The organism is Armatimonas sp., assembly GCF_964826245.1.
On the sequence record NZ_CBAYMC010000005.1, the window covers coordinates 15,060 to 38,175 of the forward strand.

Annotated in this window: 22 protein-coding genes and 1 tRNA gene; 9 read left to right on the forward strand and 14 right to left on the reverse strand. The window is 59.0% G+C overall.

Features of this window, described 5'->3' with window-relative positions; genetic code table 11:
* Positions 1–41: 41 nt before the first annotated feature.
* The 3 genes from AC1XOS_RS01275 to AC1XOS_RS01285 all read right to left on the reverse strand — a co-directional run bounded on the left by AC1XOS_RS01275 (position 42) and on the right by AC1XOS_RS01285 (position 2,076).
* On the reverse strand, positions 42–737 hold the full coding sequence (locus AC1XOS_RS01275) for a PEP-CTERM sorting domain-containing protein (RefSeq protein ID WP_481960403.1): 696 nt from the start codon (positions 735–737) through the stop codon (positions 42–44).
* An 81-nt stretch (positions 738–818) separates the two neighbouring features.
* Complete coding sequence (locus AC1XOS_RS01280) at positions 819–1,421, reverse strand: hypothetical protein (RefSeq protein WP_481960404.1); 603 nt, start codon at positions 1,419–1,421, stop codon at positions 819–821.
* A gap of 7 nt (positions 1,422–1,428) precedes the next feature.
* The gene (locus AC1XOS_RS01285; RefSeq protein ID WP_481960405.1) at positions 1,429–2,076 is read right to left on the reverse strand and encodes an SGNH/GDSL hydrolase family protein; all 648 of its coding nucleotides are present in this window, start codon (positions 2,074–2,076) and stop codon (positions 1,429–1,431) included.
* Positions 2,077–2,140: 64 nt separating this feature from the next.
* Between AC1XOS_RS01285 and AC1XOS_RS01290 the strand changes: the two genes are divergently transcribed.
* From AC1XOS_RS01290 to AC1XOS_RS01305, 4 genes are all read left to right on the forward strand, one after another.
* Entirely contained in the window at positions 2,141–2,956 is an 816-nt protein-coding gene (locus tag AC1XOS_RS01290) for a DUF1559 family PulG-like putative transporter (protein ID WP_481960406.1), read from the forward strand.
* A gap of 99 nt (positions 2,957–3,055) precedes the next feature.
* A complete protein-coding gene (locus AC1XOS_RS01295; protein WP_481960407.1) occupies positions 3,056–3,865 on the forward strand; it encodes a helix-turn-helix transcriptional regulator in 810 nt (269 codons plus the stop codon).
* A 30-nt stretch (positions 3,866–3,895) separates the two neighbouring features.
* A complete protein-coding gene (locus tag AC1XOS_RS01300; protein ID WP_481960408.1) occupies positions 3,896–5,131 on the forward strand; it encodes a TPR end-of-group domain-containing protein in 1,236 nt (411 codons plus the stop codon).
* A 14-nt stretch (positions 5,132–5,145) separates the two neighbouring features.
* Positions 5,146–6,438 (forward strand): S41 family peptidase, encoded by a 1,293-nt coding sequence (locus tag AC1XOS_RS01305; protein WP_481960409.1) that lies wholly within the window; start codon positions 5,146–5,148, stop codon positions 6,436–6,438.
* 116 nt (positions 6,439–6,554) lie between these two features.
* Here AC1XOS_RS01305 and AC1XOS_RS01310 read toward each other — a convergent pair whose 3' ends face one another.
* The 9 genes from AC1XOS_RS01310 to AC1XOS_RS01350 all read right to left on the reverse strand — a co-directional run bounded on the left by AC1XOS_RS01310 (position 6,555) and on the right by AC1XOS_RS01350 (position 16,644).
* The gene (locus tag AC1XOS_RS01310; RefSeq protein ID WP_481960410.1) at positions 6,555–7,253 is read right to left on the reverse strand and encodes a protein kinase domain-containing protein; all 699 of its coding nucleotides are present in this window, start codon (positions 7,251–7,253) and stop codon (positions 6,555–6,557) included.
* A gap of 2 nt (positions 7,254–7,255) precedes the next feature.
* Positions 7,256–8,173, reverse strand: coding sequence for a hypothetical protein (locus AC1XOS_RS01315; RefSeq protein ID WP_481960411.1), 918 nt, complete (start codon positions 8,171–8,173; stop codon positions 7,256–7,258).
* Positions 8,174–8,361: 188 nt separating this feature from the next.
* The gene (gene ppk1 / locus AC1XOS_RS01320) at positions 8,362–10,437 is read right to left on the reverse strand and encodes a polyphosphate kinase 1 (protein WP_481960412.1); all 2,076 of its coding nucleotides are present in this window, start codon (positions 10,435–10,437) and stop codon (positions 8,362–8,364) included.
* A 23-nt stretch (positions 10,438–10,460) separates the two neighbouring features.
* On the reverse strand, positions 10,461–11,459 hold the full coding sequence (locus AC1XOS_RS01325) for an NAD(P)H-dependent glycerol-3-phosphate dehydrogenase (RefSeq protein WP_481960413.1): 999 nt from the start codon (positions 11,457–11,459) through the stop codon (positions 10,461–10,463).
* Between the two features lie 116 nt (positions 11,460–11,575).
* Complete coding sequence (gene glgP, locus AC1XOS_RS01330) at positions 11,576–14,068, reverse strand: alpha-glucan family phosphorylase (RefSeq protein WP_481960414.1); 2,493 nt, start codon at positions 14,066–14,068, stop codon at positions 11,576–11,578.
* Positions 14,069–14,202: 134 nt separating this feature from the next.
* A complete protein-coding gene (locus tag AC1XOS_RS01335) occupies positions 14,203–15,273 on the reverse strand; it encodes a fatty acid desaturase (protein ID WP_481960415.1) in 1,071 nt (356 codons plus the stop codon).
* A 99-nt stretch (positions 15,274–15,372) separates the two neighbouring features.
* Positions 15,373–15,444: transfer RNA gene (locus tag AC1XOS_RS01340), tRNA-Val, on the reverse strand.
* Positions 15,445–15,508: 64 nt separating this feature from the next.
* The gene (locus AC1XOS_RS01345; protein WP_481960416.1) at positions 15,509–15,904 is read right to left on the reverse strand and encodes a YraN family protein; all 396 of its coding nucleotides are present in this window, start codon (positions 15,902–15,904) and stop codon (positions 15,509–15,511) included.
* Positions 15,905–15,981: 77 nt separating this feature from the next.
* A complete protein-coding gene (locus AC1XOS_RS01350; RefSeq protein ID WP_481960417.1) occupies positions 15,982–16,644 on the reverse strand; it encodes a class I SAM-dependent methyltransferase in 663 nt (220 codons plus the stop codon).
* Between the two features lie 57 nt (positions 16,645–16,701).
* Here AC1XOS_RS01350 and AC1XOS_RS01355 point away from each other — a divergent pair, with 57 nt between their 5' ends.
* The 3 genes from AC1XOS_RS01355 to AC1XOS_RS01365 all read left to right on the forward strand — a co-directional run bounded on the left by AC1XOS_RS01355 (position 16,702) and on the right by AC1XOS_RS01365 (position 19,627).
* A complete protein-coding gene (locus AC1XOS_RS01355; protein ID WP_481960418.1) occupies positions 16,702–18,354 on the forward strand; it encodes a hypothetical protein in 1,653 nt (550 codons plus the stop codon).
* A 73-nt stretch (positions 18,355–18,427) separates the two neighbouring features.
* Positions 18,428–19,108, forward strand: coding sequence for a formylglycine-generating enzyme family protein (locus tag AC1XOS_RS01360; protein WP_481960419.1), 681 nt, complete (start codon positions 18,428–18,430; stop codon positions 19,106–19,108).
* 48 nt (positions 19,109–19,156) lie between these two features.
* Positions 19,157–19,627: a hypothetical protein gene (locus AC1XOS_RS01365; protein WP_481960420.1), complete on the forward strand. Its 471-nt coding sequence runs from the start codon at positions 19,157–19,159 to the stop codon at positions 19,625–19,627.
* Here the strand turns inward: AC1XOS_RS01365 and AC1XOS_RS01370 are convergent.
* Entirely contained in the window at positions 19,617–20,495 is an 879-nt protein-coding gene (locus AC1XOS_RS01370; RefSeq protein ID WP_481960421.1) for a YlbF/YmcA family competence regulator, read from the reverse strand. The genes AC1XOS_RS01365 and AC1XOS_RS01370 overlap by 11 nt on opposite strands.
* A gap of 38 nt (positions 20,496–20,533) precedes the next feature.
* Between AC1XOS_RS01370 and AC1XOS_RS01375 the strand changes: the two genes are divergently transcribed.
* Positions 20,534–22,039, forward strand: a complete 1,506-nt coding sequence (locus tag AC1XOS_RS01375; protein ID WP_481960422.1) for an ArnT family glycosyltransferase — start codon at positions 20,534–20,536, stop codon at positions 22,037–22,039.
* 32 nt (positions 22,040–22,071) lie between these two features.
* Complete coding sequence (locus AC1XOS_RS01380; protein ID WP_481960423.1) at positions 22,072–22,866, forward strand: DUF899 family protein; 795 nt, start codon at positions 22,072–22,074, stop codon at positions 22,864–22,866.
* Positions 22,867–22,883: 17 nt separating this feature from the next.
* Here AC1XOS_RS01380 and AC1XOS_RS01385 read toward each other — a convergent pair.
* A partial coding sequence (locus AC1XOS_RS01385) for a hypothetical protein (RefSeq protein WP_481960424.1) occupies positions 22,884–23,116 on the reverse strand: 233 nt, incomplete at its 5' end.

Consider the following 23,116-nt stretch of genomic DNA (forward strand, 5'->3'; position numbering starts at 1 on the left):
AAAGTTACTCTGAGTGAAAAATAACACTAAAACTAGTAAGACTAGCAGTGATCTTTTTTGCGGCGGTATCTCGCGATAAGCCCTAAACCACCAAAACCTAGCAACATTACGGTGGAGGGTTCTGGAACCATGCCATTAGAAGAAAACTGACCAGTCACATCTGAGGTGAATCCTGCCAGGTAGTTACCCGCACCATTGGCAAGTCCAGGGGGCGCGATATTGTTGATAGCAAGGCTGTAGTTGCGCTGGGTGGAGGCGCTAAAATCGAGGTAAGCCGAAGAGTAGTTGACCACTCCCCCAGAAACGCCGTGAGTCTCCTCAAGCCCGGCTCCAGAGTCTCCAAGAACCCCCCCTAGGGTTCCTGTAGAAGAGTTGATAATCGTCAGCAGGTTCCCGGTAACGGCTCCTGTTCCCGTGAAAACCATCTCGACGCTCTGTAATTTTTGAGAGATCGTGGGGGAACTGAGCGAGGCGGTTCCATTGACTATGGAGGTGATCGTCAGGTTTGCAGGAAGAGCGACATCAATCGTTCCACTGCTATTGGGAGCGCGGTAGAAGAAGTTTACAGGAACTACCACCGAGGTGATGAAACGAGAGTTGACCCCGTCGTTGATAAACTCGAATGGCTTAGTCGCGCCAATCTGCTGGAAGTTGGCAAAGAGTGATGTCTGGGCGTGCGCAAATGTGGTGACTGTGAGAACTGCCGTGGCAACAGCTAAGCGAAAGAAGTTTTTCAAGAGAGTCTACCTGTTCCTTGTGCCCTCTCGGGCAGTGATCTAGGATCAGATAGTGCAATAACTGTGCCACGGCAGGTTTTGTTACTCGCCTGGCTTTGGTTTATACACTCCGGTGCGGCTTACTTCGTCTGCCTCAGCTTCCGAGGGGACAGGACGGCCCATGCCCGTATAAATGCTCTCTATTTGATCTTTACCAACTAAAGCGTTAGTATCATTCCCAGATATTTTTAGGGCTTTTCTAAAATCCGAGAGTGCGGCACGGTACTTAACCCGCTGTCCCGCCTTGTCGTCATCGCGCATCCGGAACATTCCCCGCTTGACATAGGCATCGACGAGGGCAGCCTTATCGCCCGATTTTTCGGCCTCTGCGATCTTGGCATCCAGCTCGGGCGTTTTCGAGAGCGGGGCGTAGGGATCTGCGGCTCCTGCCATGGGGCCACCCGGCATGGAAGCATCGCTGGCGGCAGGGGCCTTAGGAGCCTCGGGGGCTTTAGGGGCCTTAGGGGCCTTAGGGGCGGCGTGGGGATCTGTTGCTGTGGCACTGTGGCCATGACCATCGTCAGCAGAGTGGGTCTCGCCTGGGGCTGTGGTAGCCGGGGCGGTCTGTGGTTCTGCGGGTTTCTCGGGCGAGCAACCGAGCAGACCAAGAGCGGCGAGTGGGAGGAGAAAAGTGTAGCGTCTCATCCTGTAACTATACCCCACGCAGGGCGGGAAACCAGCGGAGTAGCTCCTCGACAACCAAGATGTGCCCGGCTTCGTTGGGGTGGTTGCTCTGAGAGAGTAGCGCCTCGCGCAGCGTGCCCTCAGCGCTCGCTTGCTCCCAGCGGGCAAAGCTATCGGCTAGCCCAAGCTCAAAAGTCTCCGCAAGCGCTCGCTCTTGGATGGCATGCTTACGAAGCTCGATTAGGTCGCCATTATCCAGAGTCGGGGTGCAGAGAATCAGCTTGATATTGCGCTTTTTCGCCGCCTGAATCATCGTGGTCCACGCTGCCTGCGCACGCTCCAGCCCAATACGGCGGTCGTTGAGGCCGTAGTCTATCAAGAGCAAGTCGGGTCGGTGGCAGAGCACCTCGGACTCAAAGCGCCTCGCCCCACTCTCGGACTCCTCGCCCCCGATTGCCGTCACGATGACATTGAGTACGGCATGAGGAAAACGTGCCTTGAGAGCTCTGTGGAGCAGGTGCGGGTAGGCATGAAAGCTATCCACAACCGGCGTCTTGAAGTACCCCGCCGGCACACTATGTCCGTGGCAGACAATATTCACGAGGCGGTTCTTCGGCCAGGTTTTCGTCAGCTCCTCACTCAGAGGGGCAAGATAGGTTTTTGGATCAGCGAGCATACTTCATTATGCCTTAATACTCCATGCCAAGAGATTGTCTACAATGCGGCGAGGACAATTCATCATGAAGAAAGTACAGAAGCGAGCCTTTACGCTCATCGAGTTACTCGTCGTTATTGCCATTATCGCCATTCTTGCCGCCATTCTCTTCCCGGTCTTTGCGCAGGCCCGAGAGAAAGCACGCAGCATCTCTTGCCTCTCCAACGTGAAGCAGTTCTCGCTCTCGGCCCTGATGTATCTGCAAGACTACGACGAGACGTTCCCACAGAGCGTGAACTGTGTGAGTGGCTGCATGGCTGACCCCTTGGGGCGCGGCGGGATTATCGTGCCGGGTAGTGGGGCAACGGTGGAGACGGTCTACAGTCTGATCATGCCCTACATGAAAAACACGGATATACTGGTCTGTCCCTCGCAACGTCCTGGGGTAGACTTCCGGGCCACGATTGCCCCGATTGGTTTGCAGCTCACCACGACTTTTCGCTACGCCTCCTACGGCATCAACTTTGCGCTTTTCCAAGATCCCGGCCTGCCACCGGGGCTCTTTGAGGCCGATCCGGTGATCGCGCTAGCAGCGGTGAACGAACCCGTGACGACCACGATGTTCTACGACACCCGCTACGACAGGCCTGGAGCCAACGCCAAACGCACCGCCGAGGGGTGCTCCCTCCTGGGAGCAACCAGTGTCTTCGGATGGGACAACTTCCCTGGTGACTCGCGCCACTCCGATGGCTTCAATGTCGGATTTGTAGACGGCCATGCCAAGTTCTCCAACAAAAGAGGCACCATCCCTGGCACCTCCCCCAGCGGCGCAACCACGGTGCCCACTTACACGCTCCCCTGCGACCTCTCCGGCATTCCCGGAGGTACGGCGGACACCTAAAATCTGCGATAAAAAGAACCTCAGGGACGATTTTCATGTCTTCTGTATTGCCTGTGTAAGCAAGTGCATTAAACTGGGCATTTATATGAAGAGCAGACTATGGGGAGATTTTTTGGCGAGACATCGCGTTGTGTGCGGGTAGGAGGGCTAACCCTCTCTGAGAACCAGTATCTGCCAGACCAGAGCACGCCGCCGCACACACACGACACCACGCTCTTCTACTTTGTCCTGGAAGGGTGCTGTAGTGAGAGTGCTGTTCGCCAAGAGAGGATACATCTCCCCGCGACACTGGTGGTCTTACCCGCAGGAGAGACCCATGCCACGCGGTGGGCACCTGAGAGTGGGGGACGCTGCTTCCACCTGGAGCTTGCCCCCACAGATCAGACCCACCGCCACCTGCATGGCGGCTACGCTATGCACCAGAGCGGGCCACCCACGGCTCTGATGCGACGGCTCTACCAGGAGTTTCTGGGCTGGGATGCCTACTCGCCTTTAATTGCCGAGGGGATTGTCCTGGAGCTCTTGGGAAACCTCGCACGCCATCAAGACACGACAAGCACACAGGCCGCGAGCTGGCTTGGCTGTGTAGAGGCCACACTCCGGGAGAACCTCGCCACCCCGCCGACTCTGACCGAACTCTCGGCGTTGGTAGAGATTCATCCGTCACATTTAGTTCGTGCCTTCCGCCAGCACTACCACACCACGCCGGGAGAGTTTGTGCGCCAGCTCCGAATTTTTGAAGCCTGCCATCGCCTGCGCACCCAGCCCGAACTTTCCCTGGCGGAGCTTGCTCAGGAGCTGGGCTTTGCCGACCAGAGCCACTTCAGTCGCACGTTTCGTAAGCACCAAGGAGTCTCGCCACATCAGTTCCGCAAATCCGCTTCCAAAATGCACAGTTCTTTCAAGTAATTTCGATTTATTGTTGCTATTCTAGAGGGCATGGCTCTCCTACAGACTCCCCCCAATCTTCAGCAGCTCGCTCAGGCGTTTCAGGCCGCCTACGATGCCAAGCACTACTTAGAGGCGAGTGCCCTAGGCCTCTACGCGATCTCCATGGGGGAGCGCCAGCCCGAGGCGCTCTACAATACGGCCTGTGCGCTTGCCCTCGCGGGGGATCGTGACCGGGCGTTCTCCGTGCTGGAGCAGGCGCTCAAGGCGGGCTTCGACGATGCCCCGCTCTTAAAGAAAGACACGGACTTCGAGGGCATTCGCACCGACTCACGTTGGGCAGGGATTCTTGTGCACACCGAAAAAGCTGCCGAGAGCCGTCGGATTGCGCTGGCAAACCCGGACCGTGCGCCGTTTATCACCGACGATATCCCGCGTTTTTGGGCGGCCTACGACAAGGCAATCTCACTTCCGCCAGGAACCCAGCGCACCGCGATCTTCCAGCGGGACTACTTTGATAAGGCAACGCCCGGAATGAAGGACTGGGTTCGGGTGCGCCGGGCCAGTGCGGCGGGAGTCGCGAGCTTTGTCACGGCTAACCCTAAGTTCTTTGCTGCGATCCGGCCCGCGACCTACGAGATCGCCAAGCAACGCCCCGCAACTATAGCCGCGTTTCGTAAGTTCAAGGCGCTCTACCCCGACGCCCAGTTTCCTGCGTCGACTTTCTGTATTGGAGCATTCTACGGCGGTGGGACGGTCTCGGGGCGCAGTTTACTGATGAGCGCGGAGATGTACACCGCCAGACCACAGACCCCCACCGAGGAGCTCGGGCGCTGGCAAAAGCTCGTGCTCACCCCGACCCACGACCTGCCGTTTATCATCGCCCATGAGATGATCCACTTTCAGCAGCGCTACAACACGCTCGATGCCACGCTGCTCCGCGCCTGTATCCAAGAAGGCAGCGCGGACTTTCTGGGCGAGCTCTGCTCCGGGAGCGTCGGGCAGTTCCACGAGCGCGAGGTCTTCCCCTACGGCAATGCCCACGAGCGCGAGCTCTGGGAGAAGTTCCAGCAGGACATGCTGCGCTTCGATAAGCAAAAAGTCTGGCTCTACTCCGAGAGCGGCGAGGGCAAGCGCCCCGACGATCTGGGCTACTTCATGGGCTACAAGATCTGCGAGGCCTACTACAAAAACGCCGCAGATAAAAAACAAGCCGTCCATGACATCCTCCACATCACCAACTTCAAGGCGTTTCTCGCCGCCAGCCACTACGCAGAGAAATTTTAAGAAAGACAAACAACATGATATTCTTGCCACTCGTCACCACCGCAGCGCTTACCCAGACCACTCCTGCAGCTCTGGCCCCCCGAGAGCGGGCACTCATCACGGCGAAGCTCTACGCCGCGGTAAAGTTCTACTTCGCGCATCTCTCGGCCATCCCGGACTTTGATCTAGAGGCAAGCTACGCCAAGCTCCTGGATGAGGCCTTTGCGGCAAAGGACCGCTACGCCTTCGATCTGGCCTGTATCGCCTTTGTCGCAGAGCTGAAGAACGGCCACTCGAACTTCTACGACGACTGGTTGGGTACCTACAATGGCGAGTCGCTGGGCTTTCAGGCAGGGTACTACGAGGACAAGTGGGTCGTGACCTACTCGCGCATCCCGGAGCTGAAGGTGGGGGAGGTTCTCGTATCGCTAGACAGCCAGCCGTTTGAGACCTTCTACCAGAGCAAGAAGCGCTACATCAGCGCCTCCAGTGAGCGCGACAGTCGCAATCGCTTTACCTACCAGCGCTATCTCTTCCCGCCACAGTTCCAGCTGGTCAAGGGCGATGGCACCAAAGTGACCATCAAGCGCGTTCCCTTTATCAATGTCACCGAGAAGACCGAGGGGCGCTGGCTCGTCAAAGACCAGGTCGCCTACATCAAGGTTCCCGCATTTCAGCCCGCGGTGTTTGAGGAGGACGCACTAAAGCTGGTGACGGAGTACAAGGGGGCCAAGAGCCTGATCTTGGATCTGCGTGGCAACGGGGGTGGCTCAACTCCGTCAAAGCTAATCGATGCCCTGATGGATCGCCCCTACCGCAGTGCCAGCTGGCAGTCGCCGCAGCATGTCGCGGTCTTCAAGGTCTGGGGGGACTATATCACGGAGCTGGACAAAGACCCGAAGGCCCCGCACGACGAGACCTACGGGGCACTCTCGACCCTCCGCGACCTTGGCACGGGCATGTACTTCTCTCCCAGCACTTGGAGCAAGCCCAGCAAGCTGGTCTTTGCGGGGAAGGTCTTTATCCTGATTGACCGCAGTGTCTTTTCTGCAGGGGAGGACTGCTGCATCCCCTTCAAGGACAACCACCGCGCCACGATTATCGGGGAGGCGACCGGGGGCAGTACAGGGCAGCCATACTCGGTGAGCTTTCCCAATGGCATCGGCTTCCGGGTCTCGTCGAAGCGCGACTCCTTCCCCGATGGCTCACCGTTTGAAGGGCTTGGGGTGCAGCCCGATATCGCCGTCTCGACAACCATCGCGGACCTGCGCTCGGGCAAGGACCCCGTGCTGGCCAAGGCGCTAGAGCTAGCGTCGAAGGTGCCCTAGCCTCAAGGCGCTGGCTCAGGGAAAAGTTGTTGCGATTGATGGGCTGATGAGCGCCGTTTTGGCGCTGCCGCCGCACGTATCGCCGGAGACCTCATGCGCCCTAAACCTGCGAAGCGCTAGAGTCCTAGTTCGGTAACCAGGGCCGCGACGGAGCCGTGGCGCAGGGATTTTTCAGGGCTCGTGGCGCGGGTGAGAGTGGCTGTCTCTGTCTCCGTGGCATCGCTACCTAGAGTCAGCAAGACAAACTTACCTAGATTGAAGACATTGGTTTGGCTGTCGATAAGCGCCCCTTTGACAAACTCCTCCGGGGCCATGAGGCGCGAGCTGCCCCAGTTGCGCTCGGTGGTAAGCACGAAGCTCTCGGCTTTTAGGCACAAGTCCCAGTCGAAGACCCAGGGCTTTTTGTTCTCGTAGTCGTAGATTACATTCCCCTCGTAGAAGTCCACTAGGAGCCAGCCTGCCGACGTGATAGCTGCCAGTGCTGAGAGAATCGTCGCGAGGGCGGCGCGGCGCTCGGCAAGTGGCAGGGCGTAGAATTTTTCGCGGGCCTCGCATGTACTGAGCGTCTCGCCCGAGACAAACGGGTAGATCAAGATCATGCCGTCGTCCACGCCACACATCATCAGCGAGGGGATGATATTCTCGTGTAGGCCCGCCGAGGCGATCTCCGCCTCGACCGCGGCCCGCTCCTGGAGGGCGTAGGGGAAGAACTTGACAAAAAGCGCGGGCGTGCGCCAGGCTATTGTGGCGCTGTTGCTTTTGGCAAGCGGACGGGCATCGGGGAGGTTGGCAGCGAGCCACTCGTGTGCCGTCATCGCTAGCGCGGGTCAAGCAAGACGGCCCGAAGCTCATCGCGGTAGAGAGCTTGCCCGACAAGCTGGCCTTTGTTGTTGAGACCGTGGATTTCTAGGACATGCCAGTGGCCTAGGTTCTCGATGAGCTCATCGGCGACATGCTTCTTGCCGTCAATCCAGATCATGCCACCCGCTCCGACACCCTCAAACGTGTCTGCCTGATGCCCTACAACCCAGCCACGGTCGTTGATGCCAGTTGCGACACCGGAAAAGAGCACCTCAGCGGTCGCGCCGGGACGCCAGCGGAGCGCACGGGTCGGAAAGCCCTCTTCGGTGTCGTCCTCCGCAAGCATCCCGCTTCCGACTAGTACACTGCTTGCATTGACGGCTGTCACGCGGCCCGTTTTACAGCGCGTGGGGAGTGGCAACCAGGCGATCTGGTTGCTCTTCCAGACCACGGGCACATCGCCTTGTGCCACGTGTGCAAAGCCTGCCACACGCCCATCGGGACAGAGAACGCACGCCTCCGCCGCATCGGCGAGCCAGCGGAAGATCGTCCCTTTGAGCACCCAAGCTTGACCCAGTGGAATGCCCTTGCTCTGGGTCGTGCCCACCACGGTTCGGCCCTCAGCGATGTCTCTTGGGACGACACGCTCGCCGGGCTGTGTCTGGATCGGAAGCGGCTCTAGCAGCCCCTTGCGCCAAAAGAGACCGGTCTTACCGTCTTCAATGGCCACTTCGCCCTTAGGGTTGATTCCCCAGGCGTAGGTGCCCGGCCCGGCCAGAAAGTGAATCTTGCCGCGCTCCCACAGTGCGGCACGGTCATCGCACGCCCCGGCAATCGTCCCAGCATCGTTGATTGCCAGACGCGAGCGCAGACCGAACTTCGCGCTCGGATTCGGCCCGGAAAGATCAACCAGATGGTAGCGTGGTAGAGTCATGGACAAACATTATACGGCGTTTTTGGGCAAATTGTGACCATGCACTGCCACGAGGGTGCAGGACAAAAAAGTGCTGAGTTAGCCCCTCGTTTTCTGGGTAGTGCGAGGGGTTGAAAATCCCTCACTAGACTCCTCGCATTCGTTCGCCTCACCCGTTTTTTTGTCCTGCACCCCTGCCACGGGAGAGGTCAGCGCCGCTGGCCGGTGCGCTGGAAGAGCATCTGGGAGTCGCGGCGTTTCCGATCGGTGGGTTTCAGGCGCTCGTAGCTGCCATCGGGCTGGAGCTCGCGGGCTTGGACATTGTCTGCTAAGAGCGTGGCAAGGATCTTCTTTACGACATGCGCCTTAAGCTTGGGGCTCTCGATAGGAAAGACGACCTCCACGCGTCGGTCCAGGTTGCGCTGCATCAGATCCGCGCTCCCGGCGTAGAGCTCGGAGTCGCCGCCGTTCTCGAAGTAGAAGATACGTGCGTGCTCTAAGAAGCGCCCCACGATCGAGATCACCCGGATATTCTCGGACCAGCCAGGAAGCTTGGGAAGCAGGCAGCAGATCCCACGGATAATCAGCTCGATCTTTACGCCCGCCCGCGAGGCGTCATAGAGCAGGCCAATCATCTCGGGATCCACCAGCGCGTTCATCTGGAAGATCAGCTTGGCAGCTCGCCCCGCCTTGGCGTGCTCGGTCTCGCGCTGGATGCGGTAGGCGATCTCCTGGCGCAGGTTAATGGGCGCGACAAGAAGCTTGCGGAACTTGGTCTGACGCGAGTAGCCCGTGAGGTAGTTAAAGAGATCCGTGACATCGGCACCCAGCTCCTCATCGCAGGTGAGCAGGCCCAGGTCGGTATAGAAACGGGCAGTGGTAGCGTTGTAGTTGCCCGTCCCAAAGTGCACGTAGCGCTTGATCCCATCGGCCTCTTTTCGCACAATCAGAAGGCACTTGGAGTGGGTTTTGAGACCAATCAGGCCGTAGACCACGTGCACACCCGCCCTCTCTAGCTGGCGGGCCCAGGCGATATTGTTCTGCTCATCGAAGCGGGCCTTGAGCTCCACCAAAACGGCGACCTGGGTGTCGACATCGCGTGCGGCGATCAGGGCGGGGATCAGAGGCGAGTTGGCTCCCACACGGTAGAGAGTTTGTTTGATCGCAAGAACGTGCGGGTCGCGTGCAGCCGTCTCCACAAGAGCCAGAACCGGCGCGAAGGAGTCGTAGGGGTGGTGGAGGAGGATATCGCTGTTGGCAATGGCTCCAAAGATGTCCTGCCCTGTCGAGAGAGCGGCGGGCATTCGGGAGATGTAGGGCTTGTCTTTCAGATCGGGCCGATCCACTTTCATCAGCTCCATGAGCGAGGAGTAGCCCAGCTCACCGCCCAGGCTTGCCCCCGTGGCCACAAGGTTACGCGGATCCATCTCCAGTCCCTCGATAACCAGAGTGCGGATCGTGGCGGGCATCGCCTCCGTGACTTCAAGGCGCGTGACAAAGCCAAAGTGACGCTTGTTGATATCGGCTTCAATAGAGCGAAGCAGATCCTCGGTTTCGTCTTCTTGGATCTCGATATCGGCATCGCGGGTCACCCGGAAAGGGTAGACGGCTTTATGGTTGACATCCAGACCGGGAAAAAGCGCCCCGATGTGGTGAGCAATGACCTCCTCGATCCAGACAAAGCGCGTGGTAGAGCCGGTGGGGACAAGCCGGGAGAGGGTGGCTGGGATCTTCATTCGGGCGAAGCGCTGGCCACGCACCGGATCGTTGACCACGATAGCAAGGTTGAGAGAGAGGTTGGAGATATGGGGAAACGGGTGCCCGTGATCTACGGCCAGAGGGGTTAGTGTGGGGAAGACCTCGTTCTCAAAGAAGCGGGCTAAGTGTCCACGCTCGCTGTCAGAGAGCTCGTCGTAGGTGAGGACTTCAATCTGCTGGCGCTTGAGGAGGCGGCGCAGCTCTTTCCAGCAGTCCTGGGCCTGTGCGGAGAGCTTTTCAACCTCCTTTCCAATCTGATCCAGCGCTTCGGTTGGGGTGAGGCCATCGGCGGCGACATCGGCGACATGGGCAGTTCGCTGCGCTTGAAGCCCGGAGACGCGGATCATGAAGAACTCGTCGAGGTTGTTGCCAAAGATTGAAAGAAACTTCACGCGCTCTAAAAGAGGGTTGGTCGTGTCCCAGGCTTCCTCCAGCACACGCGAGTTAAAGGCAAGCCAGGAAAGCTCCCGGTTGATGTAGGGCATGCGCTCCGGCGCAAGCGGCAGGGACTCAGCATGGACAGACATAGGCTTTTAGTTTACCCCGTTCCTTATTCCGTTTTGGCAGCGCGGTTTTCGGTGAGGCGAGCGACACCCTCCCGAGGGGTGAGGCTTCCTTCAAGTAGCTCGGCGACGGTGCTACAGACGGGGAGAAAGAGACCGTGCCTAGTGGCTAGCTTGGCGACGGCGCGTGCCGTGGGGACACCTTCCGCGACTTGGCCCAGCTCCGTGAGGATATCAGGGAGGTTCTTGCCCTGGCCGAGCCCATGGCCGACGCGCCAGTTTCGGGAGAGCTTGGAGGCTGCCGTGGCAATAAGATCCCCGACACCAGCAAGCCCGTAGAAAGTCTCTTGTTTGCCGCCCAGAGCCACCCCCAGCCGTGCCATCTCTGCCAGCCCACGGGCCATGAGCGCGGCCTTCGTGTTGTCGCCGTAGCCCAAGCCATCCGAGATGCCGCCTGCAATGGCGAGGACATTCTTGACTGCCCCGCCCACCTCGACACCGATCAGATCGTCACTGACATAGGTCCGAAAGGTCGCTCGGTTGAAGCGCTCCGCCACGCGCTGTGCCGCTGCGCCGTCTCCACTGGCCGCCACGGCGGCGGCAGGAATCCCGGCGGCAACCTCACGTGCGAGATTGGGCCCAGAGAGTGCGACCACGGGATGACCGGGGGCAAGACGCGTCGTCACATCCGAGGGAAGCTCTAGTGTCTCGGGGTCAATGCCCTTGGCGGCCAGCACGATATCGGCACCGCTTGCGAGTCTTGCCCTAACCAAGACTTCATCGACCGCGGCCGAGGGCACGGCCACGACCACGCAGCTCGCCCCCGCAAGCGCGACGCCCAGCTCCGCCGTCGGGTGGAGATTTTCGGGAAGACGATGTCCCGGCAGGTAGCGCCGGTTCTCCCGCTCCGTCAGCAGAGCCGCGATCTGTGTGTCCGTGCGATCCCAGAGTCGCACGATCCCACCATCTTGGGCCAGCAAGAGAGCCAGTGCCGTTCCCCACGAACCCGCTCCTAAAACTGCAATCTCAGAATGCTCAAAACTCACCCAGAGAGTTTACCGTATGTGTCCCCTCGATCAGAACGAGGGGACTGGAGAGCTAAAGCTGCAAAGGCCGCTTCGGGCCATACCGAGTTTCCGGAGTTATGGGCGGTATCCGTCGTCTACTCCCAGACGATCAGGGGCAGCTCTTGGGGAAGGACAGCCTCGGGGTGGTAGGGGAGCACCCGCACTGAGAAGCCTTGCTGGCCGGAGTGCTCCGTGGGTAAGTGACCCGTGTAGATCCACGCGCCGCCATCTTTTCCCTCGCACGTGAGAGGGATGCCTGTAGCGTGGAGGAAGTTTCGGTCCGTGTCCACAGGTCCGGTGTAGAGCTGGACTTGCACATCACCCGGCAGGAGCGTCTCGCCCAGCCAGAGCGCGGCACGCACCGTGGCTTGCTGACCCGCCTCTAGGTGATCCGAGTCGGTGGTGACAGAATCTAGGCGTACTTGAGACCACTGCTCTCGCACCTTGAGCTTCCAGGCCACCAGCTCTCGGGTGAGGGCAAAGTCGCTCTCGGCCAGCTTGGCAGCACGCTTGGCGGCAGGCAAGTAGTAGGTTGTGGCGTACTCGGCGACCATGCGGCGGGTGTCGTAGACCGGGCCGAGCTTGTGCATAGACTGCTTCATCTTAGCGACCCAGCCACGCGGGATACCGAACTCATCGCGGGCATAGAACAAGGGCGCGATCTCGTCTTCGAGCAAGTGGTAGATCGCCTGCGCCTCGACATGATCCTGGTAGCCCAGGTCGGCGTAGTCCTCGCCCTGCCCAATCGCCCAGCCCACGGCGGAGCCATGATCAGCGTAGGCCTCAGCCCACCAGCCATCCAAAATCGAGCAGTTCAGGCCGCCGTTCATCACCACTTTCATGCCACTGGTGCCGGATGCCTCGTACGGACGGCGCGGGTTGTTAAGCCAGACATCCACGCCCTGTACCAGCCGCCGCGCCATGGCCATGTCGTAGTCCTCTAAGAAGACAATGCGCCCCCGGACCTGCGAATCGTGGGAGAACTGGACAATATGGCGGATCAGCTCCTTGCCGCCATCATCGCGGGGGTGCGCCTTGCCCGCGAAGACAAACTGCACTGGTCGGTCGGCATGGTTGACCAAGCGCTTGACCCGCTCGACCTCGCGCAGCAGCAGATCGCCGCGCTTGTAGGTGGCAAAGCGCCGTGCAAAACCAATGGTCAGGACATGGGGATCGAGGATATTATCGGCCTCGTCCACTTCACGATCCGAGGCTTTTCGCAGCTCGGCCCGCTTGCGCTGGTAGGTACGAGCCCACTTGACCAGGATCTCACGGCGCTCTTGCTTGATACTCCAGAGTGCCTCATCGGGGAGCTCCAGCGGGTTGTTGTCGTGCGCCTCCAGCAGCTCGGCCATCTGGCGCGAGAGAAAGCTTGGGGTGTGGATGCCATTGGTCACGCTGCCGATGGGCACTTCATCGAGCGGGAACTCCTGCCAGACGGGGTGGGCCATCTCGCGGCTCACATGACCGTGGAGCTTACTCACGCCATTGATGTAGCGGGCATGTCGAAACGCAAGAACCGCCATATTGAACTTGCCCGGCTCCATCTGGGGCGCACGGCCTCGGTCAAGGAGCTCGTCAAACGAGATCCCAAGCTTGGTGGCAAACTCGCCAAAGTACTTCCAGATGAGCTCTCCAGGGAAGATATCAAAGCCCGCAGGGACGGGCGTATGGGTGGTGAAGAGATGGGCGGCGGCGGTGGCATTGGTCGCCTCCGAGAAGCTCAGGCCGGTTTTGTCACGGAGCTGGCGTGCCCGCTCCAGAGACAGAAATGCGGAGTGTCCCTCGTTCATGTGGCAGACCGTCGGCGTGATTCCGAGCTCGGCGAGGGCTTGGACACCGCCCACACCAAGGACAAGCTCTTGCTGAATGCGCGTCTCCTGGTCACCGCCGTAGAGGTTGCCCGCAATGTGCCGGTCCGCGTCGGCGTTCTCAGGAAGATTCGTGTCCAGAAGATAGAGCGGGATGCGCCCCACTTGCGCCTTCCAGATCGCGGCGTGGACGATGCGCCCGGGGAACTGCACCGCGATCTTTTTCTCCGTAGGCTCAATTGGGAGCGTGTAGAAATCGTTGGCGGGGTAGTGCTCGACTTGCCAGCCATCGATGTTCAGGCTCTGGCGGAAGTAGCCGTTCTGGTAGAGAAACCCAATGGCGACCAGCGGCAGGTTGATGTCCGAGGCGGCTTTGAGATGATCGCCGGCCAGTACCCCCAGACCCCCAGAGTAGATCGGCAGGCTCTCGGTGAGTCCAAACTCGGCGGAGAAGTACGCCACGGTTCCCAAGCCCTCCCAGCGCGGATCTGCGGGGGCATTTTTGTAGGTGCTGAAATCCTCCCAGACCGCATCGAGCTTCTCTAAAAACTCAGGGCTCTGGGAGAGCGCATCGTAGGTCGCTTGTGGCACCATCCCTAAGACCTTGGCGGGGTTGTGCTCACACTCTTTCCAGAGTGCCTCGCCTCCTAGAGTGACAAAGAGGGCGCGGGTATCGGGGTGCCAGGTCCAGCGCAGGTTGTAGGCAAGCTCTCGAAGTGGTGCGAGCCGCTCAGGAAGCCGAGGAGTGACGGTGTAGGTATGAAGAGTTCGGGGCACGAAAAAATCCTTTCGATGTATGAATCCAATCTAGAGTATCGGACACATCGTCGGGTCGGCCTTAGTATACCTGTAATAAATCGCTAAACTCATCAGCGGGCGGCTTGTGCCGCCCGCTGTTGCGTGGTTTTTAGTTATGCGCCCGCGGTTTTGGTGCGGCGGTAGTACTCAAGAAAGCTGATGAGCTTCTCGCTCTTCTCGTCCCAGAGGTGCATGTTGAGGGATTTGAAGCTCTCCAGAATCGTCAGCGGCTTCACGTTCTGCATCGCCGGAACCTCGTCGTAGCAGCGCTGGAGGTTGTAGTTGGGGATTCTGGGGCGCAGGTGGTGGATATGGTGCAGGCCGATATTGCCGGTGAACCACTGCATGAGCTTAGGGAGCTTGTAGTACGAGCTGCCCTGAAGCGCGGCCTCAATCGGGCTCCACTCGTCGTGCGGCTTCCAGTAGGTGCCCTCAAACTGGTGCTGGACATAGAACATCCACACGCCTAAAGTCGCTGCCGTGAGCATCACGGGAAGCTGGACGGAGAGGTAGTTTGTAAAGCCGCCCATCACAAAACTCATGACGGTTGCGACGACAGCTAGGCCGATATTGGTGTAGAGCGTGCTGAGCTTCTCACGGGCGCTGGTTCCCCGGTGCGGGAAGCGGTTGCCGATCAGGAACATGAAGCCAGGGCCAAAGGTGAACATGAAGATCGGGATGCGGTAGGCCTGGTAGAGAAATCGGTTGAGTGGTGTTGCGGCCTTAAACTCTTCGACGGTCATGGTCCAGACATCGCCCACGCCACGTCGGTCTTGATCGCCGGCAGTGGCGTGGTGGCGTGCATGGGGCCGTCGCCAGTCCTCAAACGAGGTAAAAACAAGAATGCCACACAGATAGCCAAAGAACTTATTGGCCTTCGCCGACGCAAAGAACGACTCGTGGCCGCAGTCGTGGAAGAAGATAAAGACGCGGATGAGTAGGCAGCCGGCAAGGATGGCAGTTGGGAAGACGCCGCCCCAGTAGCTCACTCCGTGCCTCAGCATCCAGGCCATGGCAAGCCAGAGACTGGCATAAGGGATAAGTGTGTTGAGCAGCTGACGCACCGCACGCGGGGTGCTTGGTTGCTCGTAGTCGGAGAGCTTACGGTACCAGTCAGGCAGGGGCTGACGACGTGTGGAGGAGGATGGCGACGAGGATGGCAGGGTGGGGGTGGGAGCTGACAAATTCTTTTCAACCTATCTTAATTCAAACTGGTTCCCATTATGCCCCTAAAAAGCAAAAATGCCATGAGACTAAAGTCCCATGGCAAATATATTTACGAGTGGACGGTACAGGGTTCGAACCTGTGACCTTCTCCGTGTCAAGGAGACGCGCTACCACTGCGCCAACCGTCCGTGCGAGATACACTCTATCGTGCGAACGGGGGTTCGTCAAGTTTAATTTGCCAAAACGCCAAGGCTAGTCTCCCGCGAGAAAGGCACCACGGGTGTAGTGAACGGCAAGCACTTGGTCTTGCTCCCCCAAAAAGACACTCACAATGTCAAAGCGCAGCCCAATGTCTTCATCAAGCAGGTGATGACGGGCAGCGTAGGTCTGGGCAAGCAGGGAGAGCTGACGGCGCTTGGTTACCGTGATATTTTCTGCGGGAGCGACGCGGCCTGGATGGCCACGGCGGGTCTTGACTTCGATGAAGGCTAGGGTCTCGCCATCCCAGGCAATAATATCCAGCTCCCCTTTAAGGCCCGACTTGGGGCCAAACTGGACATTCTTATCAATCAGCCGCAGCCCGCGCTGCTCTAGGTGGGCAATGGCTGCCTCTTCTCCCAGAGTTCCTATGGCGCGGGTGCTACTCATTCTAGGGCAATTTTAGCCCATATTGTCGTAGAAGCGCTCGTAGGCTAAAAAGTCGCTCCGCGACCGGACAGCTGGGATTAGATTTTTCGGCAGAGCGTCAAACCATCACCAATAGGAAGCATCGAGACCTGAACCCGTGGGTCGGCGTGAATTTTCAGATTGAGTGCCCGCAGAGCCACAGTGTCTGTGTCTTGTGCTTCGTCGTCAATGACTTTCCCGCTCCAGAGAGTGTTGTCAATGCCGATTAAGCCGCCTTGCTTGAGGAGCTTGAGTCCACGCTCGTAGTAGTGGTCGTAGTTGTGCTTGTCGGCATCAATAAAGAGAAAATCAAACGTCCCGGCTTGACCATCAGCGAGGAGGGCATCAAGAGTCTCAGTCGCTGGGGCGATGCGTAAATCAATCTTATGTGCTACGCCTGCCTGTGCCCAGAACGGCCTGCCGATCTTGGTGTAGTCATCCGAGACATCGCAGCAGATCAGCTTGCCGTCTTCAGGTAGTGCTTGTGCGGTGACAAGCGCGGAGTAGCCGGTGAAAGTCCCGACTTCAATGCACTTTTTTGCGCCGGTGAGCTTGATCAGCAGATCCATAAACTCACCCTGCTCGACACTGATCTGCATCCCAGAGTTGGGAAGGTCGTTGGTTGCCTCGCGCAGAGCGAGGCGCACGGCATCAGGGCGCGTCCCGACGGTGAGAAGATAGCTGTGTAGCGCTTCAGGGAGCGCAAAAGACGTTCTTGACATAAAATAAGGTTTCCCTATCGAAAAGGTTTTCTCCTGCGCTACGCCGAACCTCCCCCTATGTTTTCTCTCGACGCCGCGCAGAAAGCGCTCTTTGCTCAGTGTGATTCCTACGTTGCCCTCCAGCAAGCCGATGGCGCGATTCATAGAGCCGACTGGGGCCTTGACGATCCCGGAGCCACGTGTTCGCTGGTCGCCCTATGCCTCTACACAGGCTGTCACTTAGATGCCGCTGCTCACGCCTTAGACTATCTGGAAGCCTACCAGCGGCCCAGCGGCCTCACCGACCTGCGCGACTGCAACTTCGACTCCAGCCCTGATGCCGGATTTATCCTCCAGGCCATGTGCCCTGCCTTGTACCCTCTGGGTGCCAACCCTGTGGAGGCAGGATTGGCGGAGGGAGCACCGACCTCCCCCATGCTCGCCCCCTCCTCCCAGGGTTGGGAGGAGGGGGGTGGGGGGAGGAGGGTAGAAGCTTTCCTCCGCCGCATGGTCGCGGGGACACTGACGGGTGGCTTCCACACACCGAACCATCGCTGGGTGATGAGTGCAGGGCTGGCGCTCGCCGAGAAGTGCTTCCCGGATCTCTCCGAGCAAATTCGACCCGTGATCGAGAGCTATCTGGCGGAGGGCTTTGACCTAAACGCCGACAGCGCCTGGATCGAGCGCAGCGCCGGGGTCTACGATGCGATCTGTGCGAAGTCTCTGCTGATTCTCGCGGAGTGTGGCTACGAGCGTGAGACGTGTTTGGAGGCGGTACAGCGCAATCTCACGCTCAACTTGCAGCTCTTTCATGCCGACGGCACGATCGAGACGGGGCTCTCGCGGAGGCAGGATCACGGGACGCGTGCGGTGCCCTCGTCACTGATCGTTCCCTTGCTCTGGGCAGGGACGCTTGTAAACGAGCCGCGCTTTTTGCAGGCGGCGGCGTTTCTACAAGAAAAATCGTCGTGCGATGGCTACTCCCTGACGCAGTTTTTGCGTCAGTACGGCGAGCCGGGAGCCATTGAGCCAAGGCTGCCCGATGACTACACAGCACACTATCCCGTCTTGCAGGCCCATCGGATCCGGCGCGGGGAGCGGAGTGTCACCGCGTTTGGCGGCACGACCCGGCTGCTGCACCTTGTGAGTGGCCAGGCGGAGCTAGTGAGCGTCAAGATCAGCCAGGCGTACTTCGGGGTCGGGCGCTTTGTTGGGGATAGCATTGGCGAAGAAGACGGTGTGGTGGTGCTCCGCTCCGAGGGCAAGCTTTCGCCCTACCGTCCCGGCTACGAGCTGCCGCTGGGGCGTCCTGTACCTCCGGAAAAATACCAAGAGCTACGGGCCGAGCGTGCGCTACGCCGCGTCGCGGACTGCACCAGTGAGCTGGAGATAAAAGAGCTTGAGGACGGTAGTGGGATTTCCCTGCGCTACGTCACACGCGACGGCCTAGATCGCGTCCCAGCACAGCTTGCTTTGGACTTTGCGGTCGGTGGCGTGTGGGAGACCGACGATACGGCGCTTCAACCACAGGCTGGGCAGGTGATCTTTTTAAAAAGCGGCGTGGGGAGGATGCGCTATGGCCGCGATATGATCGAAGTCTCCCCGGGAGCCAGTGCCCATCAGATGTGGGCCATGCGCGACTCGGAACCCGCGCCGGGGCTGGTGCGAGTGCTCCTGACTTTTTTAACTCCTGTCGAAGCGTGTGTCACCCTGCGCACTACCAGTATTTAGCCGTTTAGGCCCGCCGCCGCAAGAGCTAATCACGCTGCCGGAACTTTCCGCCGCGCCGATCTGTAGAGTGTCTATGAAAGCCATTCTGCGAGTCGGTGCGGTGTTGTTGTTTTTAAGCGGCTGTCGGCCTGTGACAGACTCCTCTGCCTTGCCACCAACACCTGAGGGAATGGTGCTGGTTCCCGCTGGAGCTGCACTCGTGGGCAGCGATGACCCGGATAGCGACGAAGAACGTCAGCCCCTGCACTCCGTCTGGCTTTCTGGGTTTTTTATAGACCGGACTGAGGTTACCAACGCCGAGTTTGCGCATTTTCGACCGGCCCACGTGTTTGATCCTAGTCAGGCCAAGCTCCCTGCAACGGGCATCACCTACGACGAAGCCGAGGCCTATGCAAAGTGGGCTGGGAAGCGGCTCCCCACCGAGGATGAGTGGGAGAAGGCGGCCCGTGGTACTGATGGCCGTGTCTTTCCATGGGGCAACACTTGGGATAAGAGCAAAGTCGCGGCTCGGGCTCCTAAGCCGACCCAGAAGCTCGCCTGCGGGAAGCCCTCGCGCGTTCGGCCTGTTGGGTCTGTCCCTGTGGGGACAAGCCCCTATGGCTGCGTGGACATGGCGGGAAATGCCTGGGAGTGGGTACAGGGGCACCCCAACGGTAACACGGAGCAGCGCATGATCAAAGGCGGCGCGGTGGGCTACAGCGAGCGTGGCTGCCGCACCTATGAGCGGGGAATCGAGGGCGCAAAAGCCACCTGAGACGACACCGGATTTCGCTGCGCGAGATCGTTGTAGTACAATGGAGGCATGTTAAAACTTCGCCTTCCTGTTTTAGCCGCGCTCTGTGCCTGTGCGGTATCTTTTGTTTTTGCCCAAGATGAGAAACCCAAGTCTGATCCTGCTAAACCACAGGCGAGTGTGGCTTCCAAGACCGCTAAGTTTGACACGGTCAAGCGGGGGGATGGCTCCGTGAAAACCGCACTCAAAGCGACCGATCTGGCGGGGGCGAAGAAGCTGGTCGGCAAAGACGGCGCGTTTGAGGGAGTGGTCGTAAAAGTTTTCTCGCCCCGTAGCAATGGCCTGGTCATTCTGAACTTCGACAAGAACTATCGTAATGCTCTGACGGCGGTGCTCCGGGTGAAGAACTACGCGAGCTTCCCGGACATGCAGACCCTCAAGGGCAAGCACGTGCTGATCACCGGTACGTTTGTGGACTATAAAGGTAGCACTGAGATTCAGCTCACCAAGTCCGAGCAAGTCAAGCTGATTATTGAGTAGCTGGCTCCAGCTCCCAGCCAGTGGTATAGGTTGCCTGGTCAGGCAGAGAGAGCACAAGCTTTCCAATGAGCTTCTTGCTGTTCCCCCCTGAAAAAGGGAAGCCAACTAAGCCTGCATCGCCTGGCGAGCCCAAGATGTGGGGGAAGTGCTCGGTCTTTGAGAGCGAAAAGAGATGGGTGCTAATAAAAGGCTGGTAGATCAGCAGGCGTTTCTCGCCGAAAGAGGCTCCCGAGTACTTTAACAAGAACCCCTCCTGACCAAGGAAAAACTGGAGATTGGCAGGATTCGTCCGTTCGTAGCGGCGCTCTCCCTCGCCATCGATCCCCGTAACCAGGCTGCAGGGGCCGCTCCACACCTGCCGTCCGCTGCTAGTGTCGAAGTAGCGCTTAGTGGTGGTGAAGCTCACAGTGCTCGTCTGTGAGCGTGTGCCAAGGTAGAGTGCCACGGCTCGTCCACGCCACGCAGGAACCATAGCGTAGCCCGACGACTTGAGCCAGGCTTTGGTTTCTGCGTCGTAGCGAGCCTGCTCCTGGTTAAAAGTCTGTTGCTGCGCCTCATAGCGTTTCAGCTCAGGGTTGTTTTGGAGCTGCTCTGTTAGGGCTATCAGCTCTTTATACTCCGGGTTGTTCAGCAGTAGCTTGATCTCTGCTAGTGAGGGATTGCCTGTGGGCATGAGTTTTTCGGAGAGGAATTGGATCCGCTCGGCGAGCTTCGGATTGGGTGTCAGAGCGGCTTTTTGCTTCTCATCCAGTAGGGGACGGCGCAGGCGTGGGTCGCGGCAAGGCGGGGCACTGCGAGGTGCCAGAGGGAGCCGTGCAAGAAACGTCTCCGCCTCTTTCCATAAAGCACTATTGGAAAGATTTTGCATGCCTCTATGGTACCATCCCACGGCGTATAATAGAGACCATGACCTCGCTCACCCGCTCCGCGCTCTTGCTTATCGGGGCGCTGACACTTTTCCGGCTTTTCTATGGTGCACAGCTTGGCCTCGCCTGGGATGAAGCGTATTATTGGCAGTGGAGCCGCCATTTAGATCTCTCCTACTACGATCAGGGGCCGGGGATTGCGTACTGTATCAAACTTGGGACGCTGATTGCGGGCCATACGCACCTGGGAATTCGCCTCGTGCCGATTGTCTTTGCGGCGCTCGGCTCGTGGCTGACTTTCTTAACGACACGGCGCTGGCTGGGGGAGTCGGTGGCGTGGTGGATGCTCTTGCTGATGAGCCTTGCGCCGCTCTACGCCGCTGGGAGCCTGCTGGCCACCTACGACAGCCCGCTGGTGTTCTGCTGGGCGCTGGCAAGCTGGCTGCTGACCAAGACGCTGCAAGAGAACAAGCCTATTCTTTGGTACGCGGTTGGTGCCGTTGTTGGCCTGGGAGTCGTCTCCAAGCTGACCATGCTGACTTTCGCGCCGGGCGTTCTACTGCTCCTTGCCCTCGTGCCTGGCTACCGCAAGTGGTTCAAGACGCCGCATCCGTATCTGGCCTTTGGAATTGCGGTGCTGGGCTTGTTGCCCTACGCGCTTTGGGACAGACAGCATGAGCAGATGTTCTCCCTGCACATCAAGACCCTCTCGCAGCGCCACACCGATGCCGCCTTTGGCCGCTGGTTCGGGGACTTTCTGGTGGGCCAGGCACTTTTTGTTGGCCCACTTGCCTGGTGTCTGACACTCTGGGCTCTGGTTAAGAGTAAGCAGCTCCTCCGCGATGATGCCCCCCGCGCCTTCGCACTCGCCTTCACGCTCCCGCTGCTGGCGATCTGTGTCTACACCTCGCTGCGGTCAAAACTCGAGATCAACTGGCCGACCACGATGCACCTCACCAGTCTCTTGCCTGTCGCCGTGCTCTTTGACCGGCTCTGGCGTGAGGGCAAACGCGCCCTCCCCCTAGCGAGCATCGCGCTGAATCTTTTTCTCATCACGCTCGCCTTCTTCCCCGGCCTGCCGGGCATGCTGGGCCTGACCCTTCCGGCGACCCCCTTCATCAAGCTCAATGAGACCTACGGCTGGCCAGAGCTGATGGCAAAAACGGCGGTGGCAGGAGAAAAACTCAAGGCCGAGGGCAGGGAAGTGGCCTACGGCAGTGTGACCTACCGGGTCAACTCCGTGATGGCGTTCTATCTGCCCGGTCAGCCACAGACCAATGGTCTCTACTTCAAGGTGCGCTGGGATAACTACCGGCTCTGGACCGATGAGAAAGCCCTGATCGGTAAGAGTATCGTCTTGGTCAACGATGTGGAAGACGAAAAAGGCAGCCTCGAAATTGCCAAGAAGTACTTTGCCTCCGTCGAGCCGCTCCCCCCGATTCTCCTCACCCGCCCCGGCTACGACAAGCCCGTCAAGCGCTGGTATATCACGCTGTGTCGAGACTTCAAGGGCTACGATCCCAAGGAACATCGGGATGGGTATTGAAAACTATCGTTTGAGTACTGTAAAATCGCGATATGAAAAAAGCAACCCCTCCCCTTGTCACTCGGGAGAGCTGGATGGCACAAGTCGCTGCGCTTCGGGTTCGGGAAAAGGCCCACACCCGCGAAGGCGATGCCATCGCCGCTGCACGTCGCCGCTTGCCGATGGTGGAGGTGGATTCCGCGACGCTGGTCATCGGGAAAAATGGTCCTATCTCGCTGCTTGATACGTTTGAGGGGCGTACCCAGTTATTCGCGTCGTACCACATGTGGCACTTGGGCAAGCCCGCTGCCAAGCAGTGTGAGGGCTGCACGTTCAACTCCGGCCAGATGCGTGAGCTATCGTATCTGCATGCACGCGATGTCACCTACGCCGTCTTTTGCGAGGGGCCGTTTGAGCCGAGCGACCGCTACCGGGAGTTCATGGGCTGGGAGCTGCCGTGGTACTCCGTACCTGAGGCATCTGAAGAGATTTTAATTGCCGGGCGTCACTTTGGGATGAAAGTGTGCTATCTGCGTGAGGGTGATCGTGTGTTTGAGACCTACTGGACGACAGCGCGTGGGTGCGAGGTGATGAATGGCAGCTTTGGAATCCTCGACATGACGGTCTACGGCAGGCAGGAGCACTGGGAGGACTCGCCCGAGGGCTGGCCGGTACTCTACGGCCCCAAAAGCAACTCCTATCGGCTTATGGAAGATGGGAGCGCTCCACCCTCGGGTAAAGAAGGCCGCCCGACCCCGCAGTGGGCACGCCTTGCCGCCGGTCACCGCGATGATCTTGTTAGCACCATAGAAGCACCGCTTGATGAGCACTGCTGTCACGGAGACTAATAACCATTGGTGCTATTTCAAATCGGCACCCAAGCCGTACTGATGCTCTTTTTGTCGCCACCAAATAATGCTGTGGCCATATCCGTCACCAAATTCCAGGTAGCACAGGCAAAGGCAAGATGACTCTCAATACCGGGCCAGCCACGCTCTGTGATCGATTTCATCCCAAAAATCCGAACCCAACCGGAAAAGAGCGTCTCGACAATCATTCGATAGTTTCGCTGGCCACGTTGACAGACGATCAGATTCT

What these genes read in the sequence shown, in the direction of transcription:
- AC1XOS_RS01360 (WP_481960419.1), top strand. Translation starts at nt 18,428, where the DNA reads ATGAAAGCCATTCTGCGAGTCGGTGCGGTGTTGTTGTTTTTAAGCGGC.
- AC1XOS_RS01280 (WP_481960404.1), bottom strand. Translation starts at nt 1,421, where the DNA reads ATGAGACGCTACACTTTTCTCCTCCCACTCGCCGCTCTTGGTCTGCTC.
- AC1XOS_RS01345 (WP_481960416.1), bottom strand. Translation starts at nt 15,904, where the DNA reads ATGAGTAGCACCCGCGCCATAGGAACTCTGGGAGAAGAGGCAGCCATT.
- AC1XOS_RS01350 (WP_481960417.1), bottom strand. Translation starts at nt 16,644, where the DNA reads ATGTCAAGAACGTCTTTTGCGCTCCCTGAAGCGCTACACAGCTATCTT.
- AC1XOS_RS01355 (WP_481960418.1), top strand. Translation starts at nt 16,702, where the DNA reads ATGTTTTCTCTCGACGCCGCGCAGAAAGCGCTCTTTGCTCAGTGTGAT.
- AC1XOS_RS01290 (WP_481960406.1), top strand. Translation starts at nt 2,141, where the DNA reads ATGAAGAAAGTACAGAAGCGAGCCTTTACGCTCATCGAGTTACTCGTC.
- AC1XOS_RS01380 (WP_481960423.1), top strand. Translation starts at nt 22,072, where the DNA reads ATGAAAAAAGCAACCCCTCCCCTTGTCACTCGGGAGAGCTGGATGGCA.
- AC1XOS_RS01315 (WP_481960411.1), bottom strand. Translation starts at nt 8,173, where the DNA reads ATGACTCTACCACGCTACCATCTGGTTGATCTTTCCGGGCCGAATCCG.
- AC1XOS_RS01295 (WP_481960407.1), top strand. Translation starts at nt 3,056, where the DNA reads ATGGGGAGATTTTTTGGCGAGACATCGCGTTGTGTGCGGGTAGGAGGG.
- AC1XOS_RS01310 (WP_481960410.1), bottom strand. Translation starts at nt 7,253, where the DNA reads ATGACGGCACACGAGTGGCTCGCTGCCAACCTCCCCGATGCCCGTCCG.
- AC1XOS_RS01305 (WP_481960409.1), top strand. Translation starts at nt 5,146, where the DNA reads ATGATATTCTTGCCACTCGTCACCACCGCAGCGCTTACCCAGACCACT.
- ppk1 (WP_481960412.1), bottom strand. Translation starts at nt 10,437, where the DNA reads ATGTCTGTCCATGCTGAGTCCCTGCCGCTTGCGCCGGAGCGCATGCCC.
- AC1XOS_RS01365 (WP_481960420.1), top strand. Translation starts at nt 19,157, where the DNA reads ATGTTAAAACTTCGCCTTCCTGTTTTAGCCGCGCTCTGTGCCTGTGCG.
- AC1XOS_RS01285 (WP_481960405.1), bottom strand. Translation starts at nt 2,076, where the DNA reads ATGCTCGCTGATCCAAAAACCTATCTTGCCCCTCTGAGTGAGGAGCTG.
- AC1XOS_RS01375 (WP_481960422.1), top strand. Translation starts at nt 20,534, where the DNA reads ATGACCTCGCTCACCCGCTCCGCGCTCTTGCTTATCGGGGCGCTGACA.
- AC1XOS_RS01370 (WP_481960421.1), bottom strand. Translation starts at nt 20,495, where the DNA reads ATGCAAAATCTTTCCAATAGTGCTTTATGGAAAGAGGCGGAGACGTTT.
- AC1XOS_RS01300 (WP_481960408.1), top strand. Translation starts at nt 3,896, where the DNA reads ATGGCTCTCCTACAGACTCCCCCCAATCTTCAGCAGCTCGCTCAGGCG.